This is a genomic window from Tissierella carlieri (assembly GCF_018917285.1).
Classification (GTDB): Bacteria; Bacillota; Clostridia; order Tissierellales; family Tissierellaceae; genus Tissierella; species Tissierella carlieri.
Genome location: NZ_JAHLOH010000045.1, coordinates 45,494 through 69,879, shown reverse-complemented (window position 1 = coordinate 69,879; position 24,386 = coordinate 45,494). Strand labels below are relative to the sequence as shown.

Below are 24,386 nucleotides of genomic sequence, written 5' to 3'. Positions count from 1 at the left end.
TATGAATAAGAATAAAGCTAAGAAAGTGACATTACAAGATTTAATAGCTAGAGCAGAACAAAGAAAGCTAGATAAGAAGGAATTAAGACAATTATATATAAAATCTTTAGATGCTACTATTACTATTATGAAGCCTGATAGATCATTGGTTTTAGATTCTATGAATATGGAAGATGAATCTGATGGAGATAGACATTTAATTTATAATTGTGTAGTAGAACCATCTCTAAAAGATCCAGAGTTGCATAAGGCGTATAAAGTAGTGTCTCCTATGGATATAGTAGATGAAATATTTGATCCCGGTGAAGTTGCTAATATTTCTAAAGAAATAGTAAGAATGGCAGGATATATTGATAGTGTTGAAGTGGTGAAAAACATAAAAAACTAATAAATGCTTCCTCTGAATTGTATATGATACACCATTACATTCAGAGGGGGCACAAAATTAATGATTTATTAGAATTGAGCAATGTTGAAAAAATGTTTTTCATTGCTAGTATGAATTTAGATATTGAAGAAAGAAATAGTATTATTTCATGATGACAAATTAGAGACCAATTAGGGTCTCTAATTTATTATCGAAAAGGTAGGTGATAAGATGGCTAGAAAAAATTATATGGAGACCGTATTAACTGTTAAAGATAATGTAAGTGCTACATTAAAAATAATTAAAAAAGAGCAAGAAGATTTCAGAAAAGATGTTGAGAAAACCAAAAAATCTATTGAGAGTACAAAAAAAACTCTTGAAAAAACCTATAATAAAAAGTATCAGATTAGATTAAACAATACAGCTGCTACAAAGAAAATTAATAGTTTAAAGAAATCATTAGCACCATTTAGGAATAAACTTGTTACTGCCATGGTTTATAAAGATATGGCTACATCAAAAATAGAATCTGCCAAGAATAAGTTGGAAGAGACTAAGGGCAAGTTAAAAGAGATCAATAATAAGTTGAAAAATTTTAGTAAGCAAATATTTTCACCAGTTGTAAAAATCAAAGATAAAACTGCTGGATTCTTCTCTAATATGAAAAAGGGTTTCTCAAAATTAAAAACCTTTTCAGGAAATGAAAGTATTAATAAAATCCTTAGTTCAGGTGCTGAACTTGAAAAACAACAAATATCAATGAAACATTTAATTGGAATTAACAATCAGGACCTAGATGAAAGTGGAGTTCAAAAAGTAACTGATGATTTTATGAAACAATTAAGAGACAATGCTAAGATTACTCCATTTTCATCTACAGAAGTAGTCGAAGCAGGGAGTAAAGCTTTAGAACTTACTGGGGGAAATACATCAGAAGCTATGTCACTTGTAAAGATAGCAGAGGATATGGCTTCTCTTAATCCTGGGAAAGACATTAATATGGCTATTGAAGCACTGGCAGATGCCAAGAATGGAGATGTATCAAAATTAAAGGAATTTAATGCAAAAGTATCGGCTGAGGAACTTCAAGAGCTGGGACTTATGGGAGTTGTAGATAAAAAACTTAAATCTCAATTTGAAGGCGGAACTGCTACGTTATCAAAATCTGCTAGTGGTATGTGGTCTACTATGACTGGTGTTGTTGATTCTACATTACAAGATTTAGGTCTTAAGGTAATAGAAAGTCTTCTTCCACATCTTGAAAAATTGGTAGATTGGATGAATGCATCTGGTCCTACAATTGATATATGGGTAGGGCATATCTCAACTGGTATAGGGTGGGTAATAGATAAAGTTGGTTTGTTTCTTGGAAAAGTACTGGAATATTTACCTATGGCAGGAGAAGTTGTAGGTAGTGTAGTAGGATGGATAACTGATAAATTTGGTTGGTTAGGTGAAAAAATATTTAATCTTAACATTGATTGGGTTGGTGCATGGGAAGGTATCAAGAGTGTAATGGGGACTGCCTGGGAGTTTATAGAACCTATATTATCTTTAATCTCAGAAGGTGTTAGATTGCTTTGGGAAGCTTTTGAATGGGCTTTCCCTGGAATACAAAGTGTAGTAGAAACTGTATGGAGCATTGTAAAACCTATACTAGAGGGATTAGGAACTGTAATTGGATGGATAGGAGATGGAATTGGAAAGCTAGCTGATTGGATCGGCGGTGAAAGAGAACCAAAATCACAAGAAAGATTGGATAGAGATAGGAGATTTAGGGAGGGAGTAAGAAGTAGACATTTCAATGGTATTGAAAGAGTCCCATATAATAACTATAATGCAATTTTGCATAAAGACGAAGCAGTTATTCCAGCTCGCAATAATCCATATATAGGAAATGGAAAGGTTAACAATCCAATAAACATAAATATAAATGGAGTAAATAAGTCAACAAACGAGATAGTAAATGAATTGGTGCCACAATTAAAATTAGCACTATCGAATATGTAGGAGGGTGATTTGATGGATATATTTATTAGTGTAAATAATAGAGAACAAGTAATCAAATTACCTGTTCTGCCTAAAGAATTTAAAATACAATCTAATATGAATAATCAAAGCTATGATACTATTTCAATAGGAGAAATAAAACTTATAGGATTGTCTTCCTTAAAGTCTATTTCTCTAAGCTCTTTTTTCCCAAACCAAGAATATTCCTTTATTAGAGATAAGACCTATAAATCTTGGGATTATGTAGAAATGATTGAAGATTGGAAAGAAAGAAGGATACCTATAAGGCTGATTATTACTGATACTCCAATTAATATGGCTTGCACTATTGAAAGTTTTGAATATGGAGAGCAAGATGGTTCTGGCGATGTTTATTATACATTGTCTTTAAGTGAATTTAAGTTTATTAAGCTGGAGAAGAGGAGTGTATAATATGGGCCATGAACTTTGGTGTGTTAATGGTAGCAGTATGACAAATATAACTCCTCTTGTAGGTTCTATAACATGGAGAAGTAATATAAATGAGTTAGGAGAACAGCTTGATTTTGATATTGCTCTTAATGATGATAGGTATTTTCCAAAAAGTCCGATAGATTTAGGTTCACTAATCATATTAAAAAATGGAGAAAAGGAAGTAAATAGGACTATAGTTGTTACCGAAAATAAAACTGGCAGAGGTTCAATTCCCTACAATTGCTTTGATTATGCCTTTTACTTGAATAAATCTGAAGAGACTTATCAGTTCAATAAAATGAATTCTAATGCAGCAATAAATGAGGTTTTGGCAAGAGCAGGAGTACCTGTTGGTGGAGTGGACATACCCAGTATATTATTAACTAAGATATATGCTGATAAAGTTCACAGTGAGGTTATAAAAGACATTCTTGATTTAGTAGAAAAAGAAACTGACGTAAAGTGCAGGATAGAGATGAAGGAAGGAAGATTATTTATTTTTAAGCAAAATGATAAAATAATTAATCCTATTTTTAAACTAGCGACTAATTTACCTTATGAGTCGGCTACTAATGCAATAAGTAATCCTTCTAGAAAAAGAACTATAGAAGAAATGAAAAACTCCATTAAAGTAATTATAAATAATGAAGATAAAATTAGATTAATCGATACTGTTCAAAATAGTGAATTAATAAACCAATATGGATTACTGCAAAAATTAGTGCAAATCGATAAGGAAAACATTAGTGAAGCAAAGGTTGTTGCGCAGAATATGTTAAAGGATTTAGGAAAGGTATTTGAAGAAAATAGCATAACTATACCAGGACATGATGATATAAGAGCAGGAAGACTAATTGAAATAGAAGAACCTTTAACTGGTATGAAAGGTAAGTATTTGATAGAAAATGCCAATCATACTGTAACTAATGGAATACATTTATGTAGTGTCAATCTAGGGGTGATATAGTGGAAGGAATAAGTGAGTTAGCTAAAATGTTTAAAGAAAGAGAATCAATAAAATATATGGGACCTATAGTTGGGACTGTATTATCTCAGCCTCCTGAAATAAAAATCCAGATAGATAAGAATATAATACTCGATAAAGGTAATCTTGTTGTAGGGGCTAGTATTCTAAAGGAATATAAAAGAAAGATAATTATAGAAGGTGAGAAGATTAAATTTAATCAAAGCAATCCTCCAACATATATTGGAACTACAGATATTATCAATGATGGAGGGATGGGTGCTTCAAGTCATACTCATAAGATAGTAGATATAAATATAAATACTCCTGTAAGAATTGAAGCCACCAAAGAATCTTCATATATTGAAACAACAGATACTATAAAGGAAGGGGATAAAGTAATATTAATTCCTTCACAAGATGAACAAATATATTTTCTTATTGACTGGGCGGTGAGATTATGATATTTCCTAAAATAACTGAATTAGAATTACCAAAACAAGATTCTAATATAATAAAGGATTTGGGTAAGACTTTCTTATATGATTTCCAAAAAAGAGAATTTATACTAAAGGATGGTAAGTCTATAGAAGCAGTAGGAAAAAAAGGCATTGAAATATGGATTGAAAAAGTCCTTAGAACTCAAAAAAATAGATGGAAAATTTATGATGAGGTGGATTATGGGATTACTATAGAAGATTTAATTGTGGGACACAGCTATCCTAAAAGTTTTCTTGAGAGTGAACTAAAGAGAGAAATAACACAAGAAGTATTGAAACATCCTAGAATAGAAAGTCTTACGAATTGGGATTTTATAAGAGTAAATGATAAATTAAGAGTTATATTTACTGTAAATTTATATGATGGTGATTTTATAAAGCAGGAGGTGAGCTTTTAACATGGAAAGTGTAAAAGAAATACACAATAGGATGCTTGAAAATATAAACAAAGAATACGATAGGAGCGAAGGCTCTTTTTTTTATGATGCTACAAAGCCTGCCGCTATAGAGTTTCAAAAGAAAGATAAAGAAATAAAAGAAGTTGAAAACAAACTAGATATAGAGAACCTATCAGGAGAAGACTTAGAAAGGTTTGTTAACCAAAGGACTGGCATAGAAAGAAAGTCAGCAACAAAGGGAACTATAACTGTAGTCATAAGCGGTTCTCAAGGTTCTAGCATTAAAAAGGGTGATTTAGTTGGTAGTGATACAGTAAATTTTGTGTTGCTTGAAAATAAAGTGATTGGAGAAAATGGAGTAATAAGTGCATTAGCTGAATGTGAGGTAGTTGGAACTATAGGGAATGTACCAGCAGGAGCTATAAAGCATTTTCCAATAACTATTTCAGGATTAACTTCTGTAACTAATACTGAAGTGGTTATGAATGGATATGATGATGAAAGTGATTATGATCTAAGGCAAAGGTATTATGAAAAGATTCGTACTCCTTCAACATCAGGAAACAAATATCATTACCTCAATTGGACAAAAGAGGTCGTTGGTGTTGGAGAGGCTAGGGTCTTTCCTCTATGGCAAGGCGATAATACTGTAAAAATAGTAGTAATAGACTCAAATAAGCAACCAGCTAGCACAGATTTAATTCAAGAAGTACAAAAATATATTGATCCAGAGATAACAGGTCTTGGGGAAGGTCAGGCACCTATAGGTGCTTTCTGCACTGTAGCATCTGCAAAGAGAAAAGATATTAATATATTAGTTACAATTACTAAAGATATGAGCAATTCTCTAGAAGAAATTAAATCTAATATAAGTGAAAGCATAGTTAACTATCTCAAAGAAATAGCATTTAAAAAGAATTTAGTCAGTTATGCACAAATAGGGTCTTTAATATTGGATGTAGAAGGAGTATCGGATTATACAGATTTAAGAGTAAATGAAGGTATTGAAAATATATTAGTAGAAAATGAAGAAGTGGCGATATTAGGCGAGGTGGTAATAAGTGAGTAAAATGCTAAAGTATTTACCGCCATATGAGAGAGAATCCAAAGTATTTCAGGAGATTATGAAAGCTGAGGAGATTGAACTTGAGAAGATTCATACTGAGATAAAAGATTTAGAAAGACAATTTTTTATCGACACTGCAACTTGGGGATTAGCTATATATGAAAAAGAGTTAAAGCTACCAATTAGACCAAATAAATCATTAGAAGAACGTAGAAGTATTATAAAAGCTAAGATGAGGGGCATGGGTAAGGTAGATGCTGAAATGATAAAGGCTATAGTTGAAGCATTTACTAAAAGTAGTGTAGAGGTTACCTTTGATGGTAGAATCAATATTATATTTAACAATGAAAAAGTAATACAGTTAAATATAAGTGATATGTTTAATGCAATAGATGAGGTAAAGCCAGCACATTTGGATTATGATTTCACAAGTAAATATTCAAAAGAACTAAAACTTCAAACTAAATATAAAGAATATCGAGTTCCATATCTAATATGTGGGACTTTTTTATGTGGAACTAAACCTTATGTTCAAAATGAAGGAGTTAGCTTTAAGACTAGATTAGATGTAAATACAAATAAAACAAATACTTCTCAAAGATACCTTATGACAGGAACATTTAAAAGTGGGGAGGCGAAACTATGATTACTCCAGAAGGAATACGAGAAATAGCACAATCAATTTTGGATTTAGTTGATTATGCAGAAGTACAAATGAAAGCGGAAGCTGAGCAGCTACAGTTATATAGGACATCAATAGATGTGGATACACTTAAAGTATTTATAATGCTAGATGATACTGTAGTGGGAGATATACAAAATATAAAGCTAATAGGTAGAAGTGGAAAGGTACTACTAGAGAACCCTCAAGAGATAGTTAAAAATGAAACTAAGGGACTTCTAGTAGTATTTTCTATTAAAGTTATGGAGGTGGCAGAATGACAAATATATATGAAAAGCAAATATGGATTGACCATATAACAGAAAGACCAGGCACTTTTAGAGAAGTTCAAAATACTGATGGTTCTATAACCCATATTCCAGATGAAGGAAATATACTAGAAGAGGGTAGTCCATTTAGTGCCAATAGGATGAATTATATAGAAAATGGTATCTATAACGTTAGTCGACAAAGTAATATAAACAAAGATAATATAACTAGTCTTATGATAGAGGTTGCAATTCTTAAAGGTAATGCATTAAATGGCATAGGCCATAACATGTTTATAGTTAATTTTGTTAATTTGGATAGTGTTGAGTTGGTTCATGGGGTTTACGATGAGGTAGGAAAAAGGTTGGTGATATAGATGGGTTGGGAAGAAGTGTTCCGTGAGAAAGTTTCAGTTTACCAAAATTTCTATGATATATCTTTATATATAGAAGTAAAAGGGCTAAATATTGGTTATGTTGAGATATCATCTTATAACGGTTGGAGTAGAAGGGTACCAAATATGAAAGAAGGAGGAGAGTATAGGGCTCGCTATATTGAAGGTACCATAGATGTAGTAACAGCTTCAGTAATAAATAATGGGCAGAGCATTAAAAAATATGCAACTGTGTATGAAAACGATAAAGGTAATAGGATAGAGGCTAATGGCTATGTAATCGTAGAGGAATACAATATACCACCAAAATATCCACCTTCAGCACCTTCTAGCATAACAGTGCCCACAGCAATAAAAGGTGGAGAAAGTATTAATATATCATGGGGTACAGGTTCAGGAGCAACTAGTTATTATTTATCAAGAAGCGTAAATGGTGAAGCATACTCACAGATATATAGTGGAAGTAGTAGAAGTTATACTGATGAAATTGCTAAGAGCTGGAACACTGTAGTCTATAGAGTCAGAGCATATAATAGTGATGGCTTTAGTGGCTATACTACATCACCTACAAGAACAATAATCAACAATACTTCACCTATTATTTCAGGACAAGATAGCAATTTAGGAGATAAAAACCTAGGATTCGTAATTTCATATCAAGTAGATGATTCGGATGCAGGAGATAGTCTGATAGTAACAGAAAAACTAAATGGAGCTACAATTAAAACTATCAACGGAGCACCTAGAAAGCAAGGTTTAGAAATAGAAATCACAAATGAAACTTTATACTCTTTAGAGCTAAATGGTGAAAATACTATAGAAATAAAAGTAGATGACCAAAAAGGCGGTATAGCCTACCGAAGATACACATTCAGAAGAACAAATACAGCTCCTATCATAGATGGTCAAGATGAAGACTTAGGACAAAAATTAGAACCATTTTCAATAGATTTTTCTGCATCTGATAATGAAGGCAATGAAATTACAGTAAAAACATACTTAGATGGAATCAAGAAAGAGGAATACCAGGTTGAAGATAGAGCAACAAATACATTCACTATATCTAGCGAGGATTGGTATAAGCTAGGAATAGGTACTCATTCAATTAAAATCGAAGCTATAGATGAACATGGAGCAACAGCAATAAGAAATTACACTTTCACTAGATATGATGATAAAATCCAATTCACATTAAAAAATCCAATTGAAACAGATATTACAGCTACAAAGATACTTGTAACCCCAACTTGGGTCATACCTATAGGTGCTACAGTAAAAGTAGAAGTTTGTAACAATGGATATGATGAAGTATCGACATGGGAGGATATAACTTCTCAAGTTAGCACTGGTAAACACTATATATTCACTAATGATGTAAAAACAGCTGATAAATGGGGAATAAATATAAGATTTACTATAGAAAAAGGAACTGCAATAGAAGAATGTGTTATTCATGGATTTGGAGGTGCTTTTGAATAATGATTGAAATAATTAATAAAAAACCTCTTAGAGAAATAAAAGAGGAAAAAGAAATGCAGAAAAATGAAATACAAGCGGATATATTTGAAGTAGTGGCTTGTTTGTATGAAGAAGTAGAGAAACTTAGATCTGAGGTTGTAGAGTTAAGAACTAAAGTAAAGATGATAGAGTGATAATAAATAGTGATAGTAAAATAATACATGGTTTCTATATAAGGGGTTTTGGTTGAAAAAGGAAGAATTCTATTATACCTTTTCCTATTTATATTTAATATATAACCTTCCTTTGCGAAACTAAGACTTATATCTAAGAATTTAAGATTAGAGGTTAATGCTAATATAGACAAAGTATATTATAATATTACATTTAAAAGTAGGGAGGCGAAACTATGATTACTTCAGAGGGAATACAAGAAATAGCACAATCAATTTTGGATTTAGTTGATTATGTAGAGGTACAAATGAAAGCGGAAGCTGAGCAGCTACAGTTATATAGGACATCAATAGATGTGGATACACTTAAAGTATTTATAATGCTAGATGATACTGTAGTGGGAGATATACAAAATATAAAGTTAATAGGTAAAAGTGGAAAGGTACTACTAGAGAATCCTCAAGAGATAATTAAGAATGCTGCTAAGGGACTTCTAGTAGTATTTTCTATTAAAGTTATGGAGGTGGCAGAATGACAAATATATATGAAAAGCAGGAATGGATTGATCATATAGTAGAAAGGCCAGGTACATTTAGAGAGATACAAAATTCAGATGGTTCTATAACCCATGTTCCAGAGGAAGGAAATATATTAGAAGAAGGTAGTCCATTTAGTGCCAATAGAATGAATCATATAGAAGATGGTATCTATAACGTCAGTCGACAAGCTAATATAAACAAAGATAATATAACTAGCCTTATAATAGAGGTTGCAATTCTTAAAGGTAATGCATTAAATGGCATAGGCCATAATATGTTTATAGTTAATTTTGTTAATTTAGATAGTGTTGAGTTGGTTCATGGGGTTTATGATGAAGCTATGAAAAGGTTGGTGATATAATGGCTTGGGTAAGTATTGGTTCAAGATTCGTCTACACGTGGGGAGGAAGGGTATTAAAGCTTTCTACAGTCATCAATAATAATAAAATAGCAGCACATATGGAATACGTAACAGGGGGGACTGACCCCGAAGCGCGTGAAACTGAGACGAATTATTACGATTATTATGCAGGCACTTTATATAAAGCAGATTTTGTTTGGGACGAAAAGAACGCAGATGGTTATCTTCATCTTCTAAAATATATTCCAGAGCCTCCAAGTATACCATCATCGATTTCAGTACCATCTACAATAAAAGGTGGAGAAATTATCAATATTTCATGGGGAAGCAGCTCAGGAGCGTCTAGTTATTACTTAGAAAGAAGTGTCAACGGTGGTAGTTGGGCTTCAATCTATAGTGGAGGTACTAGAAGTTATACAGATACTATTAGCAAGAGTTGGAATACAGTAGCCTATAGGGTTAGAGCATACAATAGTGATGGCTTTAGTGGCTATACCACATCACCTACAAGAACAGTGATAAATAATACTCCACCTACAATAAGTGGTTCAGATAGCAATTTAGGAGATAAAAACCTAGGATTCGTAATTTCATATCAAGTTGATGATGCAGATGTTTCTGATACTCTAATCGTAACAGAAAAACTAAATGGCTCTACAATTAAAACTATCAACGGAGCACCTAGAAAGCAAAACTTAGAAACAGAAATCACAAACGAAACTTTATTCTCTCTACCCCTTAACAGTGAAAATACTGTAGAAATAAAAGTAGACGACCAAAAAGGCGGCATAGCATATAGAAGATACACATTCAGAAGAACAAATACAGCCCCTATTATAGATGGCCAAGATGAAGACTTAGGGCAAAAATCAGAGTCATTTAGTATAGACTTTTCCGTAACAGATAATGAAGGCAATACAATAACAGTAAAAACATATCTAGATGGAATCAAGAAAGAAGAATATCAAGTTGAAGATGGAGCAACAAATACATTTACTATCTCTAGCGATGATTGGTACAAGCTAGGAATAGGTAATCATTCAATCAAAATTGAAGCTATAGACGAACATGGGGCTACAGCAATAAGAAACTACACCTTTACTAGATATGACGATAAAATCAAATTCACATTAAAAAATCCTATTGAAACAGATATGGCAGCTACAAAAATATTAGTTACTCCAACTTGGGTTATACCTATAGGTGCTAATGCAAAGGTAGAAGTTTGTAACAATGGATATGATGAAGTATCAACATGGGAGGATATAACTTCTCAAGTTAGCACTGGTAAACACTATATATTCACTAATGATGTAAAAACAGCTGACAAATGGGGCATAGATATAAGATTTACTATAGAAAAAGGAACTGCAACAGAGGAATGTATTATCTATGGATTTGGAGGTGCTTTTGAATAATGATTGAAATAATTAATAAAAAACCTCTTAGTGAAATTAAAGAGGAAAAAGAAATGCAGAAAAATGAATTTCAAGCAGATATATTTGAAGTAGTAGCTCATTTATATGAAGAGGTAGAAGAATTAAGAGCAAAAATACAAATTTTAGAAGGTGGTGCAAAATAATGATAGTAAAAGAGTATATGATTCCTGTTTATGGACTCTTAGTCAAAACTGGGAAAAGAGAAATAGAAAACCTTCCAAAGGTTTATCAAATTTCAGTGGCTGAATATTTATCTGCACAAGCCTAAAAAAATAATATAAAAATATAGAGAAGGGCTTTTCTTTTGCCCTTCTTTTTATCTACATAATTTAAGTTGATTTTATTGTATTTAAGTGGTAATAAAAATATTTTTAAATTTTAATCTTATGACTCATAATAAATAAAGAAGTGGAATTCCACTTCTTTATTTATTATGCTATTCCAAAGTTATTTTCCTGCAAGTTGGTTTTGAGCAGACTCAACTAATCTTTTTACCATGTATCCGCCTACATATCCATTTTGTCTTGAAGTCAAATTACCTTTATCCATGCTGTCATAATTTGACATACCTAGTTCGTTTGCTATTTCTAATTTCATTTGGTTTAAGGCTGCTCTAGCTTCTGGAACAACTATTCTGTTATTATTGTTATTAGCCATTTGACAAACCTCCTTTTTCAACAACTTAATTTGTTGTTGTAATATTAATATAACCTTTCAACCAATATTTATTCTGGAAATTAATTTTAAATTGTATAAATATAGTCAGTTTAGTCAATAATCATAATTTGATTTTGTTTTATGCTTATTCTGTTGTATAATTATCATAAATAATAAAATAGACAGAGGGCGAAAATATGAAACCAAAGAAAAAAATTATATTTATTTTATCTTGTTTTTTGCTACTAACTTTTACCGCATGTGAAAAAAATAGGAATAAGGATAATATGGTAGTGAATACCCCTACAGACTCTATAGTTGGGGATGATGTAGAAGAAACAAAAGAGGAAGAAATAAAAGATCAAAAAGAATTAATAGATTTATCTTTAAAGCCTAATGAAGCTGGAGAAGTGATGATTCTTATGTACCATAATATTGGTGAAGAGGAAGCTGAGTGGACAAGAACACCTGATAACTTCAGAAAAGATTTATTGACACTTTATGAGAAAGGATATAGGCCTGTAAGTTTAAAAGATTTTGTAAATAATGCTATGGATGTAGAAGCAGGCATGACACCAGTAGTAATTACTTTCGATGATGGAAATGAAAATAATTTTAGAATGATAAAGAATGATAAAGGTGAAGATATTATAGATCCTAATTCAGCTATTGGAATATTGGAGGCTTTTAAAGAGGAATATCCAGATTTTAAATCAACTGCAACTTTTTTTGTGTTTGGAACTAATGTTTTTCGACAGCCAGAATTTTTAGAGTATAAACTAAATTATTTAATAGAAAATGGATATGATATTGGAAATCATACTATTGATCATAGAGGAATGAAAAAAATAGATGATAAAGATGTGATACAGGAAGTTATAGCCAAACAAGTAAGTAATATAAATAAGATATTATCAGGATACAAAGTGAACACTTATGCACTTTGTTACGGAGAAAGACCAACAGATAAGGAACTAGAGAAATACCTAGAGAAAGGAAGTTTTGACAGTACAAGCTACGAAAATATTGCCATCTTAAATGTAGGGTGGAATCCAGCACAGTCACCAGTATCTAGTAAATTTAACCCTTTATCATTACCTAGAATTAGAGCATCTGAAATAAAGGTAGATAATGTTGGAATATATAATTGGTTAGATTACTTTGATAACAATCCGGAAAAAAGATATATTTCAGATGGAATTAAGGAAATAATTACTGTGCCTAAAGTTTTGGAGGAAACAATAAATTTGGAAAGTTTAGATAGTAAAGAATTATATATTTATGGAGAATAGAGATAAAGATCCTTCGTTTTACGAGGGATTTTTTCTATTTATAATCAACAATTATTTTCTATTGTAATATAAATTTTATTTTAGAATAAATTATATTATATAAGCATTTGGAGGTGATGTTATAATGAGAAAAACTTATTATAGGAATGATATTAATATTACAGTTAGATTATTAATCGTCCTATGTATAGCATTAGTATTTTTGGTGTATGTTTCTGTTAAGACTACAGGAAATATTGCAGCTGTATTTTCACCAACTAAGGAATTACCCATATATAGTGTAGAAACACCAGAAAAGAAAATAGCCATAAGCTTTGATGCTGCTTGGGGAAATGAATACACCAATGATATATTGGATACACTAGACAAATATAAGGTGAAAAGTACATTTTTCTTAGTAGGATTTTGGGCAGATAAATATCCAGAAGACGTAAAAGAGATAGCCAAAAGAGGTCATGATGTAGGAAACCATTCAACTACTCATCCAAATATGCCACAATTAAGTCCAGAGAAAATGGCAGAAGAATTAAATACAACAGGACAGAAGATTGAAGAATTAATTGGTAAGAAACCAACATTATTTAGACCACCATTTGGTGATTATAATGATAGCCTTATCCGTACTTGTAGAGAAAATGGTTATTATGTAATTCAATGGGACGTTGATTCCCTAGATTGGAAAGAACTAGGTGTGCAGCCAGTAGTTGATAGAGTAACAAGAAATGTAAGAAATGGTTCCATTGTATTGTTTCATAATAATGCAAAATATATTAAAGAATATTTGCCTTTAGTTATAGAACGATTACAAGAAAGTGGATATGAAATAGTACCAATTTCTGAACTAATATATAAGGAAAACTTTATGATGGATAATACTGGAAGACAGATTCAAGTAAAATAGATAATGATTTGAGGGGATATGGTGGAACAACAAATGATAATTATTGGAATAGTAGAGAACTCTAAGGACAGAATAACTTTTAAATTATTAAAAGAGATTTTCACCATGTCTGGTTATAAAATCTACTATGAAAATAAGCTTGAAAGTATGGCAGTATTAAATAAAGGAAATACCAATATGATCATAATCGATATAAAATCTAATTTAATATCTTCTATAGAAAATATTGGATTTCACTTTAATATACTTATCCATACTTTCTTAAATCCTAGAGATTATGAGAATTCTAAACTAAAGAAATTATTTAGTGAATCGGAATATATAATCATAAACTGCGATGAAGAAAGATGGACTTATCTTTTGAATGATAATATTAAACCAATAGTAATAACCTATGGATTTAATAACAAAGCAACTATTAATCCTTCTAGTTATAATATTCACGACTTAATAGAAACTAATATATGCTTTCAAAGAGAAATAAAAAGAATAGATAATACTATGATTGAGCCCTTTGAATTACCTATAAAAATTTATTCGAGAGAAAAACTAGATATTTACTCAGTTATATCAACTATTACCTGTGGATTACTTCTTGGAGTAGATAAATTTTCTATAAATACTTTTATGAATTTTAATACTCATATGGTTGAAGAAAAAAGTAACTGCAAAAAATAATTGAAAAAATTTTAACAAATTTTGCAAAAAAAGAAGGATTTTTTAAAAATTTGTCTAATAATAGATATATACGAAAGATAACTTTGCTATATCTATTATTTTTTGTTTTTGTTCATATTATTTTCATTAGTAGAATATATTAGATATAGATTAAAAAACATAGGAATAGAGGGGGACAATAGCAATGATTGATAAGATTATGGATACAAATGGTGTAAGGTTAGTTGGTAAAGTGGCAAGTGAAAAGATTTTTAGTCATGAGATGTATGGAGAAGGGTTTTATAGTATTGATTTAGAAGTACCTAGATTAAGTGATTCAATAGACTTGTTACCTGTTACAATTTCAGAGAGGCTTATGGTAGATATGGATCTATCTATTGGTCAATATGTTATAATAGAAGGACAACTTAGGTCCTATAATAGATATATTGACAACAGCAATAGATTAGTTTTAACCATATTTGCAAAGGATATTTATATACCAAATGAAGAAGAATTAATAGAAACCTTGAGAAAGCCTAATGAAATTTATTTAGATGGGTATATATGTAAAAAACCAATCTATAGAACTACACCTTTTGGCAGAGAGATAACTGATATTTTAATAGCTGTGAATAGGTCCTATAATAAATCAGATTATATACCTTGTATTGCTTGGGGAAGAAATGCAAGATTTTGTGAGAAGATGTTAATAGGGGACCATATTAGACTTTGGGGTAGAATTCAAAGCAGAGAATATCAGAAAAAACTTTCTACAGGTGAAGTTGAGAGAAAGATTGCATTTGAGGTATCGGTGTCAAAACTAGAATATGTTGAAAATGATAATAATAGATTGGTGGTATATGAACAGGAAGGATAAGATAATTTATGGATACAAAAATGATATTTAGTGCTATAATATTGATAATATTAATAAGTATTCAATATACGCTTAATCTTATATTAAGGGAGATTAGGGATATTAGAAAGATGCTAATTAAAAATCCAAATGATGTTAACTTAAGAGAGAGGAGAGAATAAGCTTGGAAGGCAGCAAAAGAGAAAGAACCCTTTATAGTAGAGAGAGTATAAGCACTAGAGTTAAAGAATTAGGAGAAATTATATCTGAGGAATATAAAGACAAGAATTTGTTAGTTGTATCATTGTTAAGAGGTAGTTTTATTTTTGCTTCAGATTTAGTTAGGGAATTATCTATACCAGTTGAGATTGATTTTATGACAACTGCTAGTTATGGACATGATGAAGTATCATCAGGAAACGTAGAAATTGTACATGATATTAGAGCAGATGTAGAAGGAAAAGATGTTTTAATAGTAGATGATATTATTGATTCTGGATATACTTTAAAGAAGGTAAAGGAAATTTTAAGTTTAAAAAAGCCAAATTCTGTTAAGATATGTGTAATGTTGGATAAGCCTAGTAGAAGGAAAGTAGACTTGGAGCCAGATTTTGTAGGGTTTAGCATACCGGATGTTTTCATTGTAGGCTATGGGCTTAATTATGGTGATCACTACAGAAATATACCTTACATTTTTACATTTGATTAAAAATTCACCTACAGGAATTATTCTGTAGGTGAATTTATTGTCATTAAATATAAATAAAAGGAGAAAAAATATGGAACGTTTCAAAAAATCGCGTATTTTACAAGTTAATGTATTATATTTATCACTTGGGCTTTTATTATTCTTTCTGGGCTCTATAGTTCAAAGTAAAGAGATATATTCTGGATTACTTATTACAGAATATATAATAATACTTTTGCCTAATCTAATCTATTTAAAACTAACAGGAATACCTTTGAAACAGTCTTTGAGACTTAATAAGATTAGCCTAAAACAAGCATGGTATATTATTTGGATTACAATTTTTTCATATCCGGTAGCAATATTTTTAAATACTCTAGTAATAACTATTTTAAGTTTTTTCGGAGAAATGGTACCAAGTTCAGTTCCTATACCTGAGAATTTAGGATTATATTTTTTAAGTATTTTTATTATAGCTTTGTCACCTGGTATATGTGAAGAAATAATGTTTAGGGGGACAATAATGAATGCTTATGAAGATATAGGAAAAAAGAAGGCAATATTATTTTCTGCAATATTATTTGGCCTTTTTCATTTAAATCTTCAAAATTTTGCAGGACCAACATTTTTGGGACTAATTTTTGGTATAATTGTCTATAAAACTAATTCCATATACTCCTCTATTCTTGGGCATACACTAAACAATGGGCTAGCTATGACTATTGGATATTTTGGGATGAAGGAACAAAGCCAAGCCATAGATGTGCCAGCATATGAAATACCTTATCAGACTCAAATGCTAATCCTATTAGCAGTGCTTAGTATATTTGCTATATGTTCTTTAATTATCCTTATAAAATTGATTAAAAAGTTACCTAAAGGTGAGGGAGGAATACAACAGGATATACAACCAAGGGAAACAAATATTCTTCATTATATCCCAATAATAGGTATTATTATTTTATTTATAATAATAAATATTAAATATTTATTTCTTTAAGAATAATTAGAGGGGTTCTTCCTAATAATAGAGCTAGGAGGGATGATATATGAAGAAGAATAAGAAGAAAGATATAATTGAAACTTTAGAGGATAAGTTAAAATATGAGATAGCTGAGGAATTGGGATTAACACAGAAAATCAAAGAAGTAGGTTGGGCTGGATTAACTGCTAAGGAATCTGGTAGAATAGGCGGATTAATGACTGTAAGAAAAAGAGAAATGAATAAGAAATCTGAGTAATTAGTAAAAGGGGGAATAGTTATGGATATCTACAATAAGTTTGCTAGTATCTATGATGAATTAATGATGGACTTTAACTATGAAGATTGGTTTAATTATATAGAAGACATATTTAAGAAATATAATAAGACGCCTAGGAAGATTATTGAAATGGCTTGTGGGACAGGAAACCTTTCTTATTATTTAGCAAGGAAAGGTTATAATTTAACTTGTTTTGACTTATCAGAAAATATGCTGTCTCAAGCTTATGGAAAGCTTAGAAAGTTTAAAAATGTAAAGCTAATAAAGCAGAATATGATTGATTTTAATTTTAAAGAATCTTTTGACTCTATTATTTCCATATGTGATAGTATAAACTATATTACTAGAAAAGAAGATTTACTTCAAACTTTTAAAAATGTCTGGAATCATTTAGAAGACGATGGTATATTTATATTTGATATAAACTCTTTTTATAAACTAAAATATATTATAGGAAATAATACCTTTGTAGAAGATAGAGAAGATGTATTCTATACTTGGCAGAATTATTATGATGAGAATAAAAATATTTGTGAATTCTACTTAACTTTCTTCTTTAGTGAAGACGGGGAAATATATGAAAGGTTTGATGAGGAACATAAAGAAAGAGCTTATAAATTAGATGAAATAGTAGAACTACTTAAAAAAGCAGGATTTAGAGATGTAGATTATTTTCAAGCATTTCAGTTTGAAAAACCAGTAGAAAAAACTGAGAGGATAAACTTTGTAGCAATAAAATGATAAATATAGGTTTCAGGAGTGATTAGGATGAAAGATTATTTAATAAGAGGTATAGATAAAACAGGAGATATTCGAATATTTGTAGCGACTACAACAAACATGGTTGAGGAGGCAAGAAATAATCATAATACATCACCTACAGCTACAGCAGCGTTAGGAAGGGCTTTAACAGCTGGATCTATGATGGGTGTGATGATGAAAAATGAAAAAGACAGACTTACATTAAAAATTTCTGGAGATGGACCTATTGGCACTATTATGATAGTAGCCAATAATAAGGTTGAGATTAAAGGATATGTAGACCATCCTTATGCAGATGTACCTAGTAGAGACGATGGAAAGTTAGATGTAGGTAGACTTGTAGGGTCTAATGGTACTATTACTACTATTATGGACTTAGGACTAAAAGAGCCTTATATAGGACAGGCTAATTTAGTATCAGGAGAAATTGCGGAAGATTTGGCAACGTATTATGTAATATCAGAGCAGCAGCCATCTGCTATTGGTCTAGGAGTATTAGTTGACAAAGATATATCAGTTAAAGCAGCAGGTGGATATATAATTCAATTATTACCTGATGTATCAGATGAAGATATAACTAAAATTGAGGAAGCAATATCAAAAACACCTCCAATATCCTCTTTAATAGATAAAGGGTTAACACCAGAAGATATAATGTATGAATTGCTAAGAGAATTTGAAATGGAAATATTAGATAGAGTAGATATTAATTATAAATGTGATTGCTCTAGGGAAAGGATAGAAGAGGTGCTTCTTAGCATAGGAAAAAAAGAAATAGAGGCTATGATTGAAGAAGATGGAGAAGGAGAAGTAGTATGTCATTTCTGCAATACAAAATATCATTTTTCAAAAGAAGAATTAGAAAAATTAATAGTTGACAAATAGAGGAAATTCATATATACTAGATATTGTTCTGTTTGCCAAGGCAAACGTGATGCTCAGATAGTTCAATCGGTATAAGCAGGGCACCAAAACGGCGAATTTCTGTTTTGTGTGCATCGCTTAATCCTTGATTGGTATATCTGGTCGGAGAAGTAAATAACTTTTGCCAACAAAGTAAAGCATGATGCCCGGATAGCTCAGTCGGTATAAGTAGAGAGCCAAAATCGTCATTTTCGATTTTGTGCGAATCACTTAATCCTTGATTAGTAGATCTATGCGAAGTAACAGAACTAATTCTGTCAATAAGGCAGAATACAATGCCCGGATAGCTCAGTCGGTAGAGCAGTAGACTGAAAATCTACGTGTCGCTGGTTCGATTCCGGCTCCGGGCACCAATATGTTCTAGGCAAATAAGCAATGATTGCTAATAGAAATTGAATTATAATATTTAATCAAAAAATAAAATTAAGTATTGACATTTTCTGTGAATCTATGCTATTATAATAAGGCAGCGAAACATGCTAGAATGTAAGATTGTACTAGATAATATGCGGAAATGGCTCAGTGGTAGAGCATCGCCTTGCCAAGGCGAGGGTCGCGAGTTCGAATCTCGTTTTCCGCTCCATAATGAGTAGCCCTAATTAATTAGGGCTATATATATGGCGCCATAGCCAAGTGGTAAGGCAGAGGTCTGCAAAACCTTTACTCCCCAGTTCAAATCTGGGTGGCGCCTCCAAAAACACATACTTGTAGGACTTAGGAAAACGGACGAAAATTAAAAAACGTCCAAAAACTGTCCAACATGAAAAAAATAAGCTCCCTGATCAGAGGGAGATTATTTGTATAAAGATCGTTTTTTAGAATCTATCGCTTGATTAAATAGTTGAGCAGTAGATTTTTTTATTTCTTCAGTAACGTGGATATAAATATCATCTGTAGTTGATACTCTTGAATGTCTTAGTCTTTTAGATATTTCTTGACTATCAGCTCTAGCTCCATAAACAATAGTTGCGTGGGAATGTCTGAGTCCATGGAAAGTAATCCTATCTATCCTTTTCTCCTCTGAAAATTGTTTGGCAAACCTTGTAAAAGCTTTTGAAATATAAGTAGATCTAAGCGGCCTACCATCTGGCCAAGAACATAACCATCTTTTAATGTTATAGTTTCTTTAGACATTTTTAGATAGAGTTCATTTATTATTTTAGTATTTAATTTATCAAGCCTAACTTTTCCTAAATTTGCTTTTATACAGCCTTTGTACCTCTTAACTGTATTATAAGTCTTCTTACCATCGATAAACGTTTCAAACTAATCATCTAAGAATGAAGAGAAGGCTATATTTCCTTTTGCACTTAAATTTCCTTCCTCAACTAAAGAGCAATAGGAGTGAGGAGGATGGTCAATTGATTTATATAAACACTTTGGTAAAAGAAAGAAGGAAATCAAGAGATGTACAGCATAGCAAATGTGTTTTATGAGATGGGGACGAAGGAAGAAAAAAAGATTTATACAAGTGAAAAACAAAGAAATAATCGGGGACAAGCCCCGACTAGTGTGATAATTTAACATTTTTTACCAAAGAAGCCACCAAGTAAATCATCACCACAGAAAATAATTACTAGTAATAGAAAGAAGAATAGCAGTGAACTATCATTCTTACCACAACCTCTGTCTCTATCACAATCTTTTCTACCGCCTATGAATTCATCCATAAAGATACCCCCTATTTAATATTCGGTTTAAGTAAAGAACCTAATACTAACATATGAAAAGTAGTGATGAAGTGTTATTAATTAATAAATTAAAAGAAGGAGATACGGATGAAAGCATTAAAGCTATGGAAAAAGCTAATTACAGGGACATTACTTAAAGAATATATAGCAAATAATATTTTGAAATAATGAGAATATCTATAGCTTACCACAAAGGAGATGTATTTGAAGAAATAATAAACATATCAAACAAAGTATATAAAAGAAAAGGAATAGCATTGGTATAGAAGGTAGCTATACCAATGAAACCAATTCGAAGAGGAAAACAAATGGTATCAGCTGACCATAAAGAAAAAAATATGTTGAATTTTATTGGATTATACAAAGGAATACCTATAGCTTTTGATGCTAAAGAAGCAAAGGAAGAGACAAGATTTCCTTTAAGTAATATCCAACCACATCAAATGGAATTTATAGAAAATTGGTACAAGCATAGAAGAATATAAGGAGCATGAAGATACAATAAAAATTATATATGAGAATAAAAATCATAAGGACCATGAGGATAGAAGGCATAAGGATAAATGCACCTATAGAGTAGAGGATATTATTCCCGCACAGGTAAAGAAAAGACTATATGAGATGGTGAGCTAAAGGCAGGAGATAAATATGAAGAAAATAAGATGTAGTAAATGTGGCAAGTTATTACTTTGGGCAGAAGGCAAAGGCGAAATAATATGTAAGAGATGCAAGACTAAGAAGAAATATGATACCGATAGTTGATATCAATAGCTTATAAAATAAGCATTTTTCCACATACTATTAAAGATGATTTTTAATAAAACAATAAATAGGAGAGTGTTAAGAGTGGGTAATAAAATAGTGGAAGGATTATCGGCAATGACAGCAACATCACAGGAAGTAACTCCAGATATATTGTTAATGGATTTTACAATTGTTAATGCTTGCTTAGTTGGAAGCCCTGATGATAAAGAAAATGAATGGATAATTGTAGATACAGGTCTTGAAAACTCAGCAGATTTTATATTGCAATGTGTTGAGAAAAGGTTTGGTAAGAATAGTCGACCACAAGCAATTATTCTTACTCATGGACATTTTGACCATGTTGGATCAGCTATTAAATTATCCGAATTATGGGATGTTCCAGTATATATCCATGAATTAGAAATACCCTATGTAACAGGAAAAAAGGATTATCCTTTAGGGGACCCTACTGTGGATGAAGGTCTAGTGGCAAAAATGTCACCAACATTTCCACATACAAGTATCGATTTAGGTTTTCGTGCTGTAGCTCTTCCTACCGATGGTAGTGTACCTGGTATCACTGGCTGGAAGTGGATACACACACCAGGTCATACTGAAGGGCATGTCTCATTATTCCATGAAAAAGATCGTATACTTATTGTTGGAGATGCTTTTTGTACGACAAAACAAGAATCTTTATCATCTGTAATAACACATAGAGAACAAATAAGTGGTCCTCCAAAATATTTAACAACCGATTGGGAGGCGGCAGAAAATTCAGTAAGAATTCTTGCGGATTTAAAACCTTCATTGGCAATAGCAAGCCACGGAAAACCTATTGAAGGTGAAGAACTTATACAACACCTAGAAGTATTAGTAAAGGATTTTGATACAATTGCTAAACCTGAACAAGGTCGTTTTGTAACTAAGCAATAGCTAATAAGAGAAAACATACAATAAATATTATATACTTTATACATTATACATTAAATTAAAAAGATAGAGGCTCTAGAAGCCCAAGGAGAAATTAAATCCTTGAGCTTTTTTTAGGGGGAGGACATGCAGGATATACAGAGAGAATTAAATAATCTTAGAAGTGAACTTAATAAAGAGCAATTATCACAGTTTAAATATCTAAAAAGTAAAATAGAAATATTAAAAAACAGATATCAGATTTAGATTGTACCTACACAAAAGACAATGTAAAAGGATCTGATAATGAACTTCTTTATATAGGGTGAAAGTTTACAATTGCAGGGTACGATTATGAAACTTATTACAATAAACTAGATAGATTTCAGATAAAGCTTAATATAAGAGTAGAGGAAACTAATATAGTATTATAGAAATCTATTCCAAAACCATGTGTTAAAATTAAATAAGGATTTACATTAAATCTCACCAGTTCCCCGGTGGGGTTTTTTTATAATCTAAACAGATATACTCATAAATAATAATAATTTAAACAATGAGGTAAGAATATGAATTCTAAAGAGTATATAATTTATAAATGTTTAAATTGTGATAGAAGTTTCGTCCTTCTTGCTAGTGAAGTAAATCATGATGAGAATGAATCAAAATATATAACTTGTCCCTCTATCGTGGAAAATATAGAAAGATTATAGTTACTGATGCGTATGACGCTATAAAGGAATGTATGGATAACAGTGTATATGTCAGAGAAGGTAGAAGGATGAGGTGGAATAAGATAACAGTACTGTTTATTTTAATTGTATATAGGGTATTTTAAATACAAGATAATTAAAATAAACAGTAGAGGAGTTGACATTATGGGATATCTTGCATGGATAATATTGGGTGCACTATCTGGTTGGATAGCAAGTATGATAATGGGTAAAAACTCACAGATGGGTGCTATTGCAAATATTATAGTTGGTATTATAGGTGCTTTTATAGGAGGATTTGTATTTAGAGTAATAGGAGCATCTGGTGTTACGGGATTAAATTTATGGAGTGTAATAGTGTCTGTAGTTGGGGCTTGCATATTATTATTTATAACTAATAAGATTAAAAGGTAATTTATATTTTAAAAGAAACCTATAATCAGGTTTCTTTTTTTACATAACATCACATGTCAAAAATTTATCGCAGAATAAATGTTTCTTTCTACTAAATGTCAAAAATAGTATAAGAAGTAGTAAAGAGTGTTTATTGCATCCATAGCATTAAGTTATGGAAAGAGAATATGGTGAGAGGTCTCATTGAGAATGAATTACACCCTAGATGTTAGATAAAAAGCTAATATTTGGAGGTGTGCTTTTCATTTCTATATTAAACAGTAAAGAGACCTTCCTAGAGGATCTCTTTATATATTGGAATATGTTTTTATCAAGAGAAAATGGGTGATAAGCTGTTAGCAAAGCATGTCTAACGCTTAATACTATTATATTAAATTAATTAAAAAAGGTGAAATAAATATTTATTATTTAGAATGAAAGTTAATTTTACAAGTGAATTGCAGAGGAAAATAGAATAAAAAAATAAAAAGCTTTGGAGTATTCCAAGGCTTTTAAAAGACCAAAATAGTAGTCACATTTTATCAGTTTCTACTCTTACAAAAAATTAGATTTTATCTAATAATATTTTTAGTTTCTTTTGAAACTGCATAAATTTGTTCTAATGGTTCATCATATGCATTATACCAACCATTTCGAATGGCCATATCTGATAACTGAAAATGACCATTTATACCAGCAGTTAATTGACTTGATAACATTTGTCTTAGTTCTGGATTTGTAGTCTCAACCAAAGCAGCAGACAACATCCCTACGCCAGCTTTAGAAGATGCAAGCATATTTAATGCAATATCCCTATCGTTCATATTATTATCATTACCTCCCATAAAGTTTTCTAGCCATGACATAATAGCTCCTC

35 protein-coding genes and 3 tRNA genes are annotated in these 24,386 nt (G+C 31.1%); 34 read left to right on the top strand and 4 right to left on the bottom strand.

Features of this window, described 5'->3' with window-relative positions; translation table 11 throughout:
• The first annotated feature begins 1 nt into the window (after position 1).
• The 17 genes from KQI38_RS15665 to KQI38_RS22410 all read left to right on the top strand — a co-directional run bounded on the left by KQI38_RS15665 (position 2) and on the right by KQI38_RS22410 (position 11,322).
• A complete protein-coding gene (locus KQI38_RS15665) occupies positions 2-388 on the top strand; it encodes a phage tail assembly chaperone (RefSeq protein ID WP_216561056.1) in 387 nt (128 codons plus the stop codon).
• 210 nt (positions 389-598) lie between these two features.
• Entirely contained in the window at positions 599-2,377 is a 1,779-nt protein-coding gene (locus KQI38_RS15660; RefSeq protein ID WP_216561053.1) for a hypothetical protein, read from the top strand.
• Positions 2,378-2,389: 12 nt separating this feature from the next.
• Complete coding sequence (locus KQI38_RS15655) at positions 2,390-2,809, top strand: hypothetical protein (protein ID WP_216561051.1); 420 nt, start codon at positions 2,390-2,392, stop codon at positions 2,807-2,809.
• Between the two features lies 1 nt (position 2,810).
• The gene (locus KQI38_RS15650) at positions 2,811-3,797 is read left to right on the top strand and encodes an XkdQ/YqbQ family protein (RefSeq protein WP_216561050.1); all 987 of its coding nucleotides are present in this window, start codon (positions 2,811-2,813) and stop codon (positions 3,795-3,797) included.
• Entirely contained in the window at positions 3,797-4,258 is a 462-nt protein-coding gene (locus KQI38_RS15645; protein WP_216561048.1) for a DUF2577 family protein, read from the top strand. Before KQI38_RS15650 ends, KQI38_RS15645 begins: the two co-directional genes overlap by 1 nt.
• On the top strand, positions 4,255-4,692 hold the full coding sequence (locus KQI38_RS15640; RefSeq protein WP_216561046.1) for a DUF2634 domain-containing protein: 438 nt from the start codon (positions 4,255-4,257) through the stop codon (positions 4,690-4,692). Before KQI38_RS15645 ends, KQI38_RS15640 begins: the two co-directional genes overlap by 4 nt.
• A gap of 1 nt (position 4,693) precedes the next feature.
• Complete coding sequence (locus tag KQI38_RS15635; RefSeq protein WP_216561044.1) at positions 4,694-5,761, top strand: baseplate J/gp47 family protein; 1,068 nt, start codon at positions 4,694-4,696, stop codon at positions 5,759-5,761.
• 1 nt (position 5,762) lies between these two features.
• Complete coding sequence (locus tag KQI38_RS15630; protein ID WP_216561042.1) at positions 5,763-6,404, top strand: putative phage tail protein; 642 nt, start codon at positions 5,763-5,765, stop codon at positions 6,402-6,404.
• Positions 6,401-6,700 carry a hypothetical protein gene (locus KQI38_RS15625; protein WP_216561040.1) on the top strand — a complete coding sequence of 100 codons (300 nt, stop codon included), beginning with the start codon at positions 6,401-6,403 and terminating at the stop codon, positions 6,698-6,700. Before KQI38_RS15630 ends, KQI38_RS15625 begins: the two co-directional genes overlap by 4 nt.
• Entirely contained in the window at positions 6,697-7,065 is a 369-nt protein-coding gene (locus tag KQI38_RS15620; RefSeq protein WP_216561038.1) for a hypothetical protein, read from the top strand. The genes KQI38_RS15625 and KQI38_RS15620 overlap by 4 nt, the downstream gene beginning before the upstream one ends.
• A complete protein-coding gene (locus KQI38_RS15615) occupies positions 7,066-8,562 on the top strand; it encodes a fibronectin type III domain-containing protein (protein ID WP_216561036.1) in 1,497 nt (498 codons plus the stop codon).
• Positions 8,562-8,735 (top strand): hypothetical protein, encoded by a 174-nt coding sequence (locus KQI38_RS15610; protein WP_216561034.1) that lies wholly within the window; start codon positions 8,562-8,564, stop codon positions 8,733-8,735. Before KQI38_RS15615 ends, KQI38_RS15610 begins: the two co-directional genes overlap by 1 nt.
• Positions 8,736-8,950: 215 nt before the next feature.
• Positions 8,951-9,250 carry a hypothetical protein gene (locus KQI38_RS15605; RefSeq protein WP_216561032.1) on the top strand — a complete coding sequence of 100 codons (300 nt, stop codon included), beginning with the start codon at positions 8,951-8,953 and terminating at the stop codon, positions 9,248-9,250.
• Positions 9,247-9,615: a hypothetical protein gene (locus KQI38_RS15600; RefSeq protein ID WP_216561030.1), complete on the top strand. Its 369-nt coding sequence runs from the start codon at positions 9,247-9,249 to the stop codon at positions 9,613-9,615. Before KQI38_RS15605 ends, KQI38_RS15600 begins: the two co-directional genes overlap by 4 nt.
• Positions 9,615-11,033 (top strand): hypothetical protein, encoded by a 1,419-nt coding sequence (locus tag KQI38_RS15595; protein ID WP_216561028.1) that lies wholly within the window; start codon positions 9,615-9,617, stop codon positions 11,031-11,033. The genes KQI38_RS15600 and KQI38_RS15595 overlap by 1 nt, the downstream gene beginning before the upstream one ends.
• Positions 11,033-11,197, top strand: a complete 165-nt coding sequence (locus KQI38_RS15590) for a hypothetical protein (protein WP_216561025.1) — start codon at positions 11,033-11,035, stop codon at positions 11,195-11,197. The genes KQI38_RS15595 and KQI38_RS15590 overlap by 1 nt, the downstream gene beginning before the upstream one ends.
• Positions 11,197-11,322: a CD1375 family protein gene (locus tag KQI38_RS22410; protein ID WP_256312379.1), complete on the top strand. Its 126-nt coding sequence runs from the start codon at positions 11,197-11,199 to the stop codon at positions 11,320-11,322. The genes KQI38_RS15590 and KQI38_RS22410 overlap by 1 nt, the downstream gene beginning before the upstream one ends.
• Before the next feature lie 179 nt (positions 11,323-11,501).
• Here KQI38_RS22410 and KQI38_RS15585 read toward each other — a convergent pair whose 3' ends face one another.
• The gene (locus KQI38_RS15585; protein ID WP_216561023.1) at positions 11,502-11,711 is read right to left on the bottom strand and encodes an alpha/beta-type small acid-soluble spore protein; all 210 of its coding nucleotides are present in this window, start codon (positions 11,709-11,711) and stop codon (positions 11,502-11,504) included.
• A gap of 197 nt (positions 11,712-11,908) precedes the next feature.
• On the opposite strand from KQI38_RS15585, the gene KQI38_RS15580 reads away from it, so the two are divergent.
• The 13 genes from KQI38_RS15580 to KQI38_RS15520 all read left to right on the top strand — a co-directional run bounded on the left by KQI38_RS15580 (position 11,909) and on the right by KQI38_RS15520 (position 19,750).
• Entirely contained in the window at positions 11,909-13,003 is a 1,095-nt protein-coding gene (locus KQI38_RS15580; RefSeq protein WP_216561021.1) for a polysaccharide deacetylase family protein, read from the top strand.
• A 124-nt stretch (positions 13,004-13,127) separates the two neighbouring features.
• Positions 13,128-13,904, top strand: coding sequence for a polysaccharide deacetylase family sporulation protein PdaB (pdaB, locus tag KQI38_RS15575; protein WP_216561019.1), 777 nt, complete (start codon positions 13,128-13,130; stop codon positions 13,902-13,904).
• A gap of 33 nt (positions 13,905-13,937) precedes the next feature.
• A complete protein-coding gene (locus KQI38_RS15570) occupies positions 13,938-14,582 on the top strand; it encodes a hypothetical protein (RefSeq protein WP_216561018.1) in 645 nt (214 codons plus the stop codon).
• A gap of 184 nt (positions 14,583-14,766) precedes the next feature.
• Positions 14,767-15,441: a single-stranded DNA-binding protein gene (locus tag KQI38_RS15565; RefSeq protein ID WP_216561016.1), complete on the top strand. Its 675-nt coding sequence runs from the start codon at positions 14,767-14,769 to the stop codon at positions 15,439-15,441.
• A gap of 8 nt (positions 15,442-15,449) precedes the next feature.
• The gene (locus KQI38_RS15560) at positions 15,450-15,602 is read left to right on the top strand and encodes a hypothetical protein (RefSeq protein WP_216561014.1); all 153 of its coding nucleotides are present in this window, start codon (positions 15,450-15,452) and stop codon (positions 15,600-15,602) included.
• Positions 15,603-15,604: 2 nt separating this feature from the next.
• The gene (gene hpt, locus KQI38_RS15555; RefSeq protein ID WP_216561011.1) at positions 15,605-16,129 is read left to right on the top strand and encodes a hypoxanthine phosphoribosyltransferase; all 525 of its coding nucleotides are present in this window, start codon (positions 15,605-15,607) and stop codon (positions 16,127-16,129) included.
• Between the two features lie 70 nt (positions 16,130-16,199).
• Positions 16,200-17,108 carry a CPBP family intramembrane glutamic endopeptidase gene (locus tag KQI38_RS15550; protein ID WP_216561009.1) on the top strand — a complete coding sequence of 303 codons (909 nt, stop codon included), beginning with the start codon at positions 16,200-16,202 and terminating at the stop codon, positions 17,106-17,108.
• Positions 17,109-17,157: 49 nt separating this feature from the next.
• Entirely contained in the window at positions 17,158-17,349 is a 192-nt protein-coding gene (locus tag KQI38_RS15545) for an alpha/beta-type small acid-soluble spore protein (RefSeq protein ID WP_216561008.1), read from the top strand.
• Positions 17,350-17,370: 21 nt separating this feature from the next.
• On the top strand, positions 17,371-18,111 hold the full coding sequence (locus KQI38_RS15540; protein WP_246565883.1) for a class I SAM-dependent DNA methyltransferase: 741 nt from the start codon (positions 17,371-17,373) through the stop codon (positions 18,109-18,111).
• Positions 18,112-18,138: 27 nt separating this feature from the next.
• The gene (gene hslO / locus KQI38_RS15535) at positions 18,139-19,017 is read left to right on the top strand and encodes an Hsp33 family molecular chaperone HslO (RefSeq protein ID WP_216561006.1); all 879 of its coding nucleotides are present in this window, start codon (positions 18,139-18,141) and stop codon (positions 19,015-19,017) included.
• A gap of 316 nt (positions 19,018-19,333) precedes the next feature.
• Positions 19,334-19,409 (top strand) — tRNA-Phe (locus tag KQI38_RS15530).
• 155 nt (positions 19,410-19,564) lie between these two features.
• A tRNA-Gly gene (locus tag KQI38_RS15525) sits at positions 19,565-19,639 on the top strand.
• A gap of 36 nt (positions 19,640-19,675) precedes the next feature.
• Positions 19,676-19,750: transfer RNA gene (locus tag KQI38_RS15520), tRNA-Cys, on the top strand.
• 99 nt (positions 19,751-19,849) lie between these two features.
• Here the strand turns inward: KQI38_RS15520 and KQI38_RS22845 are convergent.
• Together KQI38_RS22845 and KQI38_RS15510 are read right to left on the bottom strand one after the other, a co-directional pair.
• Positions 19,850-20,170, bottom strand: a complete 321-nt coding sequence (locus tag KQI38_RS22845; protein ID WP_216561156.1) for a tyrosine-type recombinase/integrase — start codon at positions 20,168-20,170, stop codon at positions 19,850-19,852.
• Positions 20,171-20,576: 406 nt separating this feature from the next.
• The gene (locus tag KQI38_RS15510) at positions 20,577-20,726 is read right to left on the bottom strand and encodes a hypothetical protein (RefSeq protein WP_216561004.1); all 150 of its coding nucleotides are present in this window, start codon (positions 20,724-20,726) and stop codon (positions 20,577-20,579) included.
• 296 nt (positions 20,727-21,022) lie between these two features.
• Here KQI38_RS15510 and KQI38_RS15505 point away from each other — a divergent pair, with 296 nt between their 5' ends.
• The 4 genes from KQI38_RS15505 to KQI38_RS15490 all read left to right on the top strand — a co-directional run bounded on the left by KQI38_RS15505 (position 21,023) and on the right by KQI38_RS15490 (position 23,530).
• Positions 21,023-21,232, top strand: coding sequence for a Holliday junction resolvase RecU (locus KQI38_RS15505; protein ID WP_338114479.1), 210 nt, complete (start codon positions 21,023-21,025; stop codon positions 21,230-21,232).
• Between the two features lie 361 nt (positions 21,233-21,593).
• The gene (locus KQI38_RS15500) at positions 21,594-22,427 is read left to right on the top strand and encodes an MBL fold metallo-hydrolase (protein ID WP_216561000.1); all 834 of its coding nucleotides are present in this window, start codon (positions 21,594-21,596) and stop codon (positions 22,425-22,427) included.
• Positions 22,428-22,972: 545 nt separating this feature from the next.
• Positions 22,973-23,116 carry a hypothetical protein gene (locus KQI38_RS15495; RefSeq protein WP_216560998.1) on the top strand — a complete coding sequence of 48 codons (144 nt, stop codon included), beginning with the start codon at positions 22,973-22,975 and terminating at the stop codon, positions 23,114-23,116.
• A gap of 165 nt (positions 23,117-23,281) precedes the next feature.
• Positions 23,282-23,530 carry a GlsB/YeaQ/YmgE family stress response membrane protein gene (locus KQI38_RS15490; RefSeq protein ID WP_216560996.1) on the top strand — a complete coding sequence of 83 codons (249 nt, stop codon included), beginning with the start codon at positions 23,282-23,284 and terminating at the stop codon, positions 23,528-23,530.
• A 551-nt stretch (positions 23,531-24,081) separates the two neighbouring features.
• On the opposite strand, the gene KQI38_RS15485 is transcribed toward KQI38_RS15490, so the two are convergent.
• Positions 24,082-24,375 carry a spore coat protein gene (locus tag KQI38_RS15485; protein ID WP_201259982.1) on the bottom strand — a complete coding sequence of 98 codons (294 nt, stop codon included), beginning with the start codon at positions 24,373-24,375 and terminating at the stop codon, positions 24,082-24,084.
• Between the last annotated feature and the right edge of the window lie 11 nt (positions 24,376-24,386).

Coding starts and splice junctions, on each gene's coding strand:
- KQI38_RS15510 (WP_216561004.1), bottom strand. CDS start 20,726: ATGGATGAATTCATAGGCGGTAGAAAAGATTGTGATAGAGACAGAGGT.
- KQI38_RS15665 (WP_216561056.1), top strand. CDS start 2: ATGAATAAGAATAAAGCTAAGAAAGTGACATTACAAGATTTAATAGCT.
- KQI38_RS15585 (WP_216561023.1), bottom strand. CDS start 11,711: ATGGCTAATAACAATAATAACAGAATAGTTGTTCCAGAAGCTAGAGCA.
- KQI38_RS15655 (WP_216561051.1), top strand. CDS start 2,390: ATGGATATATTTATTAGTGTAAATAATAGAGAACAAGTAATCAAATTA.
- KQI38_RS15595 (WP_216561028.1), top strand. CDS start 9,615: ATGGCTTGGGTAAGTATTGGTTCAAGATTCGTCTACACGTGGGGAGGA.
- KQI38_RS15590 (WP_216561025.1), top strand. CDS start 11,033: ATGATTGAAATAATTAATAAAAAACCTCTTAGTGAAATTAAAGAGGAA.
- hslO (WP_216561006.1), top strand. CDS start 18,139: ATGAAAGATTATTTAATAAGAGGTATAGATAAAACAGGAGATATTCGA.
- KQI38_RS15650 (WP_216561050.1), top strand. CDS start 2,811: ATGGGCCATGAACTTTGGTGTGTTAATGGTAGCAGTATGACAAATATA.
- KQI38_RS15605 (WP_216561032.1), top strand. CDS start 8,951: ATGATTACTTCAGAGGGAATACAAGAAATAGCACAATCAATTTTGGAT.
- KQI38_RS15550 (WP_216561009.1), top strand. CDS start 16,200: ATGGAACGTTTCAAAAAATCGCGTATTTTACAAGTTAATGTATTATAT.
- KQI38_RS15640 (WP_216561046.1), top strand. CDS start 4,255: ATGATATTTCCTAAAATAACTGAATTAGAATTACCAAAACAAGATTCT.
- KQI38_RS15630 (WP_216561042.1), top strand. CDS start 5,763: ATGCTAAAGTATTTACCGCCATATGAGAGAGAATCCAAAGTATTTCAG.
- KQI38_RS15565 (WP_216561016.1), top strand. CDS start 14,767: ATGATTGATAAGATTATGGATACAAATGGTGTAAGGTTAGTTGGTAAA.
- pdaB (WP_216561019.1), top strand. CDS start 13,128: ATGAGAAAAACTTATTATAGGAATGATATTAATATTACAGTTAGATTA.
- KQI38_RS15485 (WP_201259982.1), bottom strand. CDS start 24,375: ATGTCATGGCTAGAAAACTTTATGGGAGGTAATGATAATAATATGAAC.
- KQI38_RS15540 (WP_246565883.1), top strand. CDS start 17,371: ATGGATATCTACAATAAGTTTGCTAGTATCTATGATGAATTAATGATG.
- KQI38_RS15490 (WP_216560996.1), top strand. CDS start 23,282: ATGGGATATCTTGCATGGATAATATTGGGTGCACTATCTGGTTGGATA.
- KQI38_RS15600 (WP_216561030.1), top strand. CDS start 9,247: ATGACAAATATATATGAAAAGCAGGAATGGATTGATCATATAGTAGAA.
- KQI38_RS15625 (WP_216561040.1), top strand. CDS start 6,401: ATGATTACTCCAGAAGGAATACGAGAAATAGCACAATCAATTTTGGAT.
- KQI38_RS15615 (WP_216561036.1), top strand. CDS start 7,066: ATGGGTTGGGAAGAAGTGTTCCGTGAGAAAGTTTCAGTTTACCAAAAT.
- KQI38_RS15620 (WP_216561038.1), top strand. CDS start 6,697: ATGACAAATATATATGAAAAGCAAATATGGATTGACCATATAACAGAA.
- KQI38_RS15560 (WP_216561014.1), top strand. CDS start 15,450: ATGGATACAAAAATGATATTTAGTGCTATAATATTGATAATATTAATA.
- KQI38_RS15580 (WP_216561021.1), top strand. CDS start 11,909: ATGAAACCAAAGAAAAAAATTATATTTATTTTATCTTGTTTTTTGCTA.
- KQI38_RS15495 (WP_216560998.1), top strand. CDS start 22,973: ATGAATTCTAAAGAGTATATAATTTATAAATGTTTAAATTGTGATAGA.
- KQI38_RS15660 (WP_216561053.1), top strand. CDS start 599: ATGGCTAGAAAAAATTATATGGAGACCGTATTAACTGTTAAAGATAAT.
- KQI38_RS15610 (WP_216561034.1), top strand. CDS start 8,562: ATGATTGAAATAATTAATAAAAAACCTCTTAGAGAAATAAAAGAGGAA.
- KQI38_RS22410 (WP_256312379.1), top strand. CDS start 11,197: ATGATAGTAAAAGAGTATATGATTCCTGTTTATGGACTCTTAGTCAAA.
- KQI38_RS15635 (WP_216561044.1), top strand. CDS start 4,694: ATGGAAAGTGTAAAAGAAATACACAATAGGATGCTTGAAAATATAAAC.
- KQI38_RS15545 (WP_216561008.1), top strand. CDS start 17,158: ATGAAGAAGAATAAGAAGAAAGATATAATTGAAACTTTAGAGGATAAG.
- KQI38_RS15570 (WP_216561018.1), top strand. CDS start 13,938: ATGATAATTATTGGAATAGTAGAGAACTCTAAGGACAGAATAACTTTT.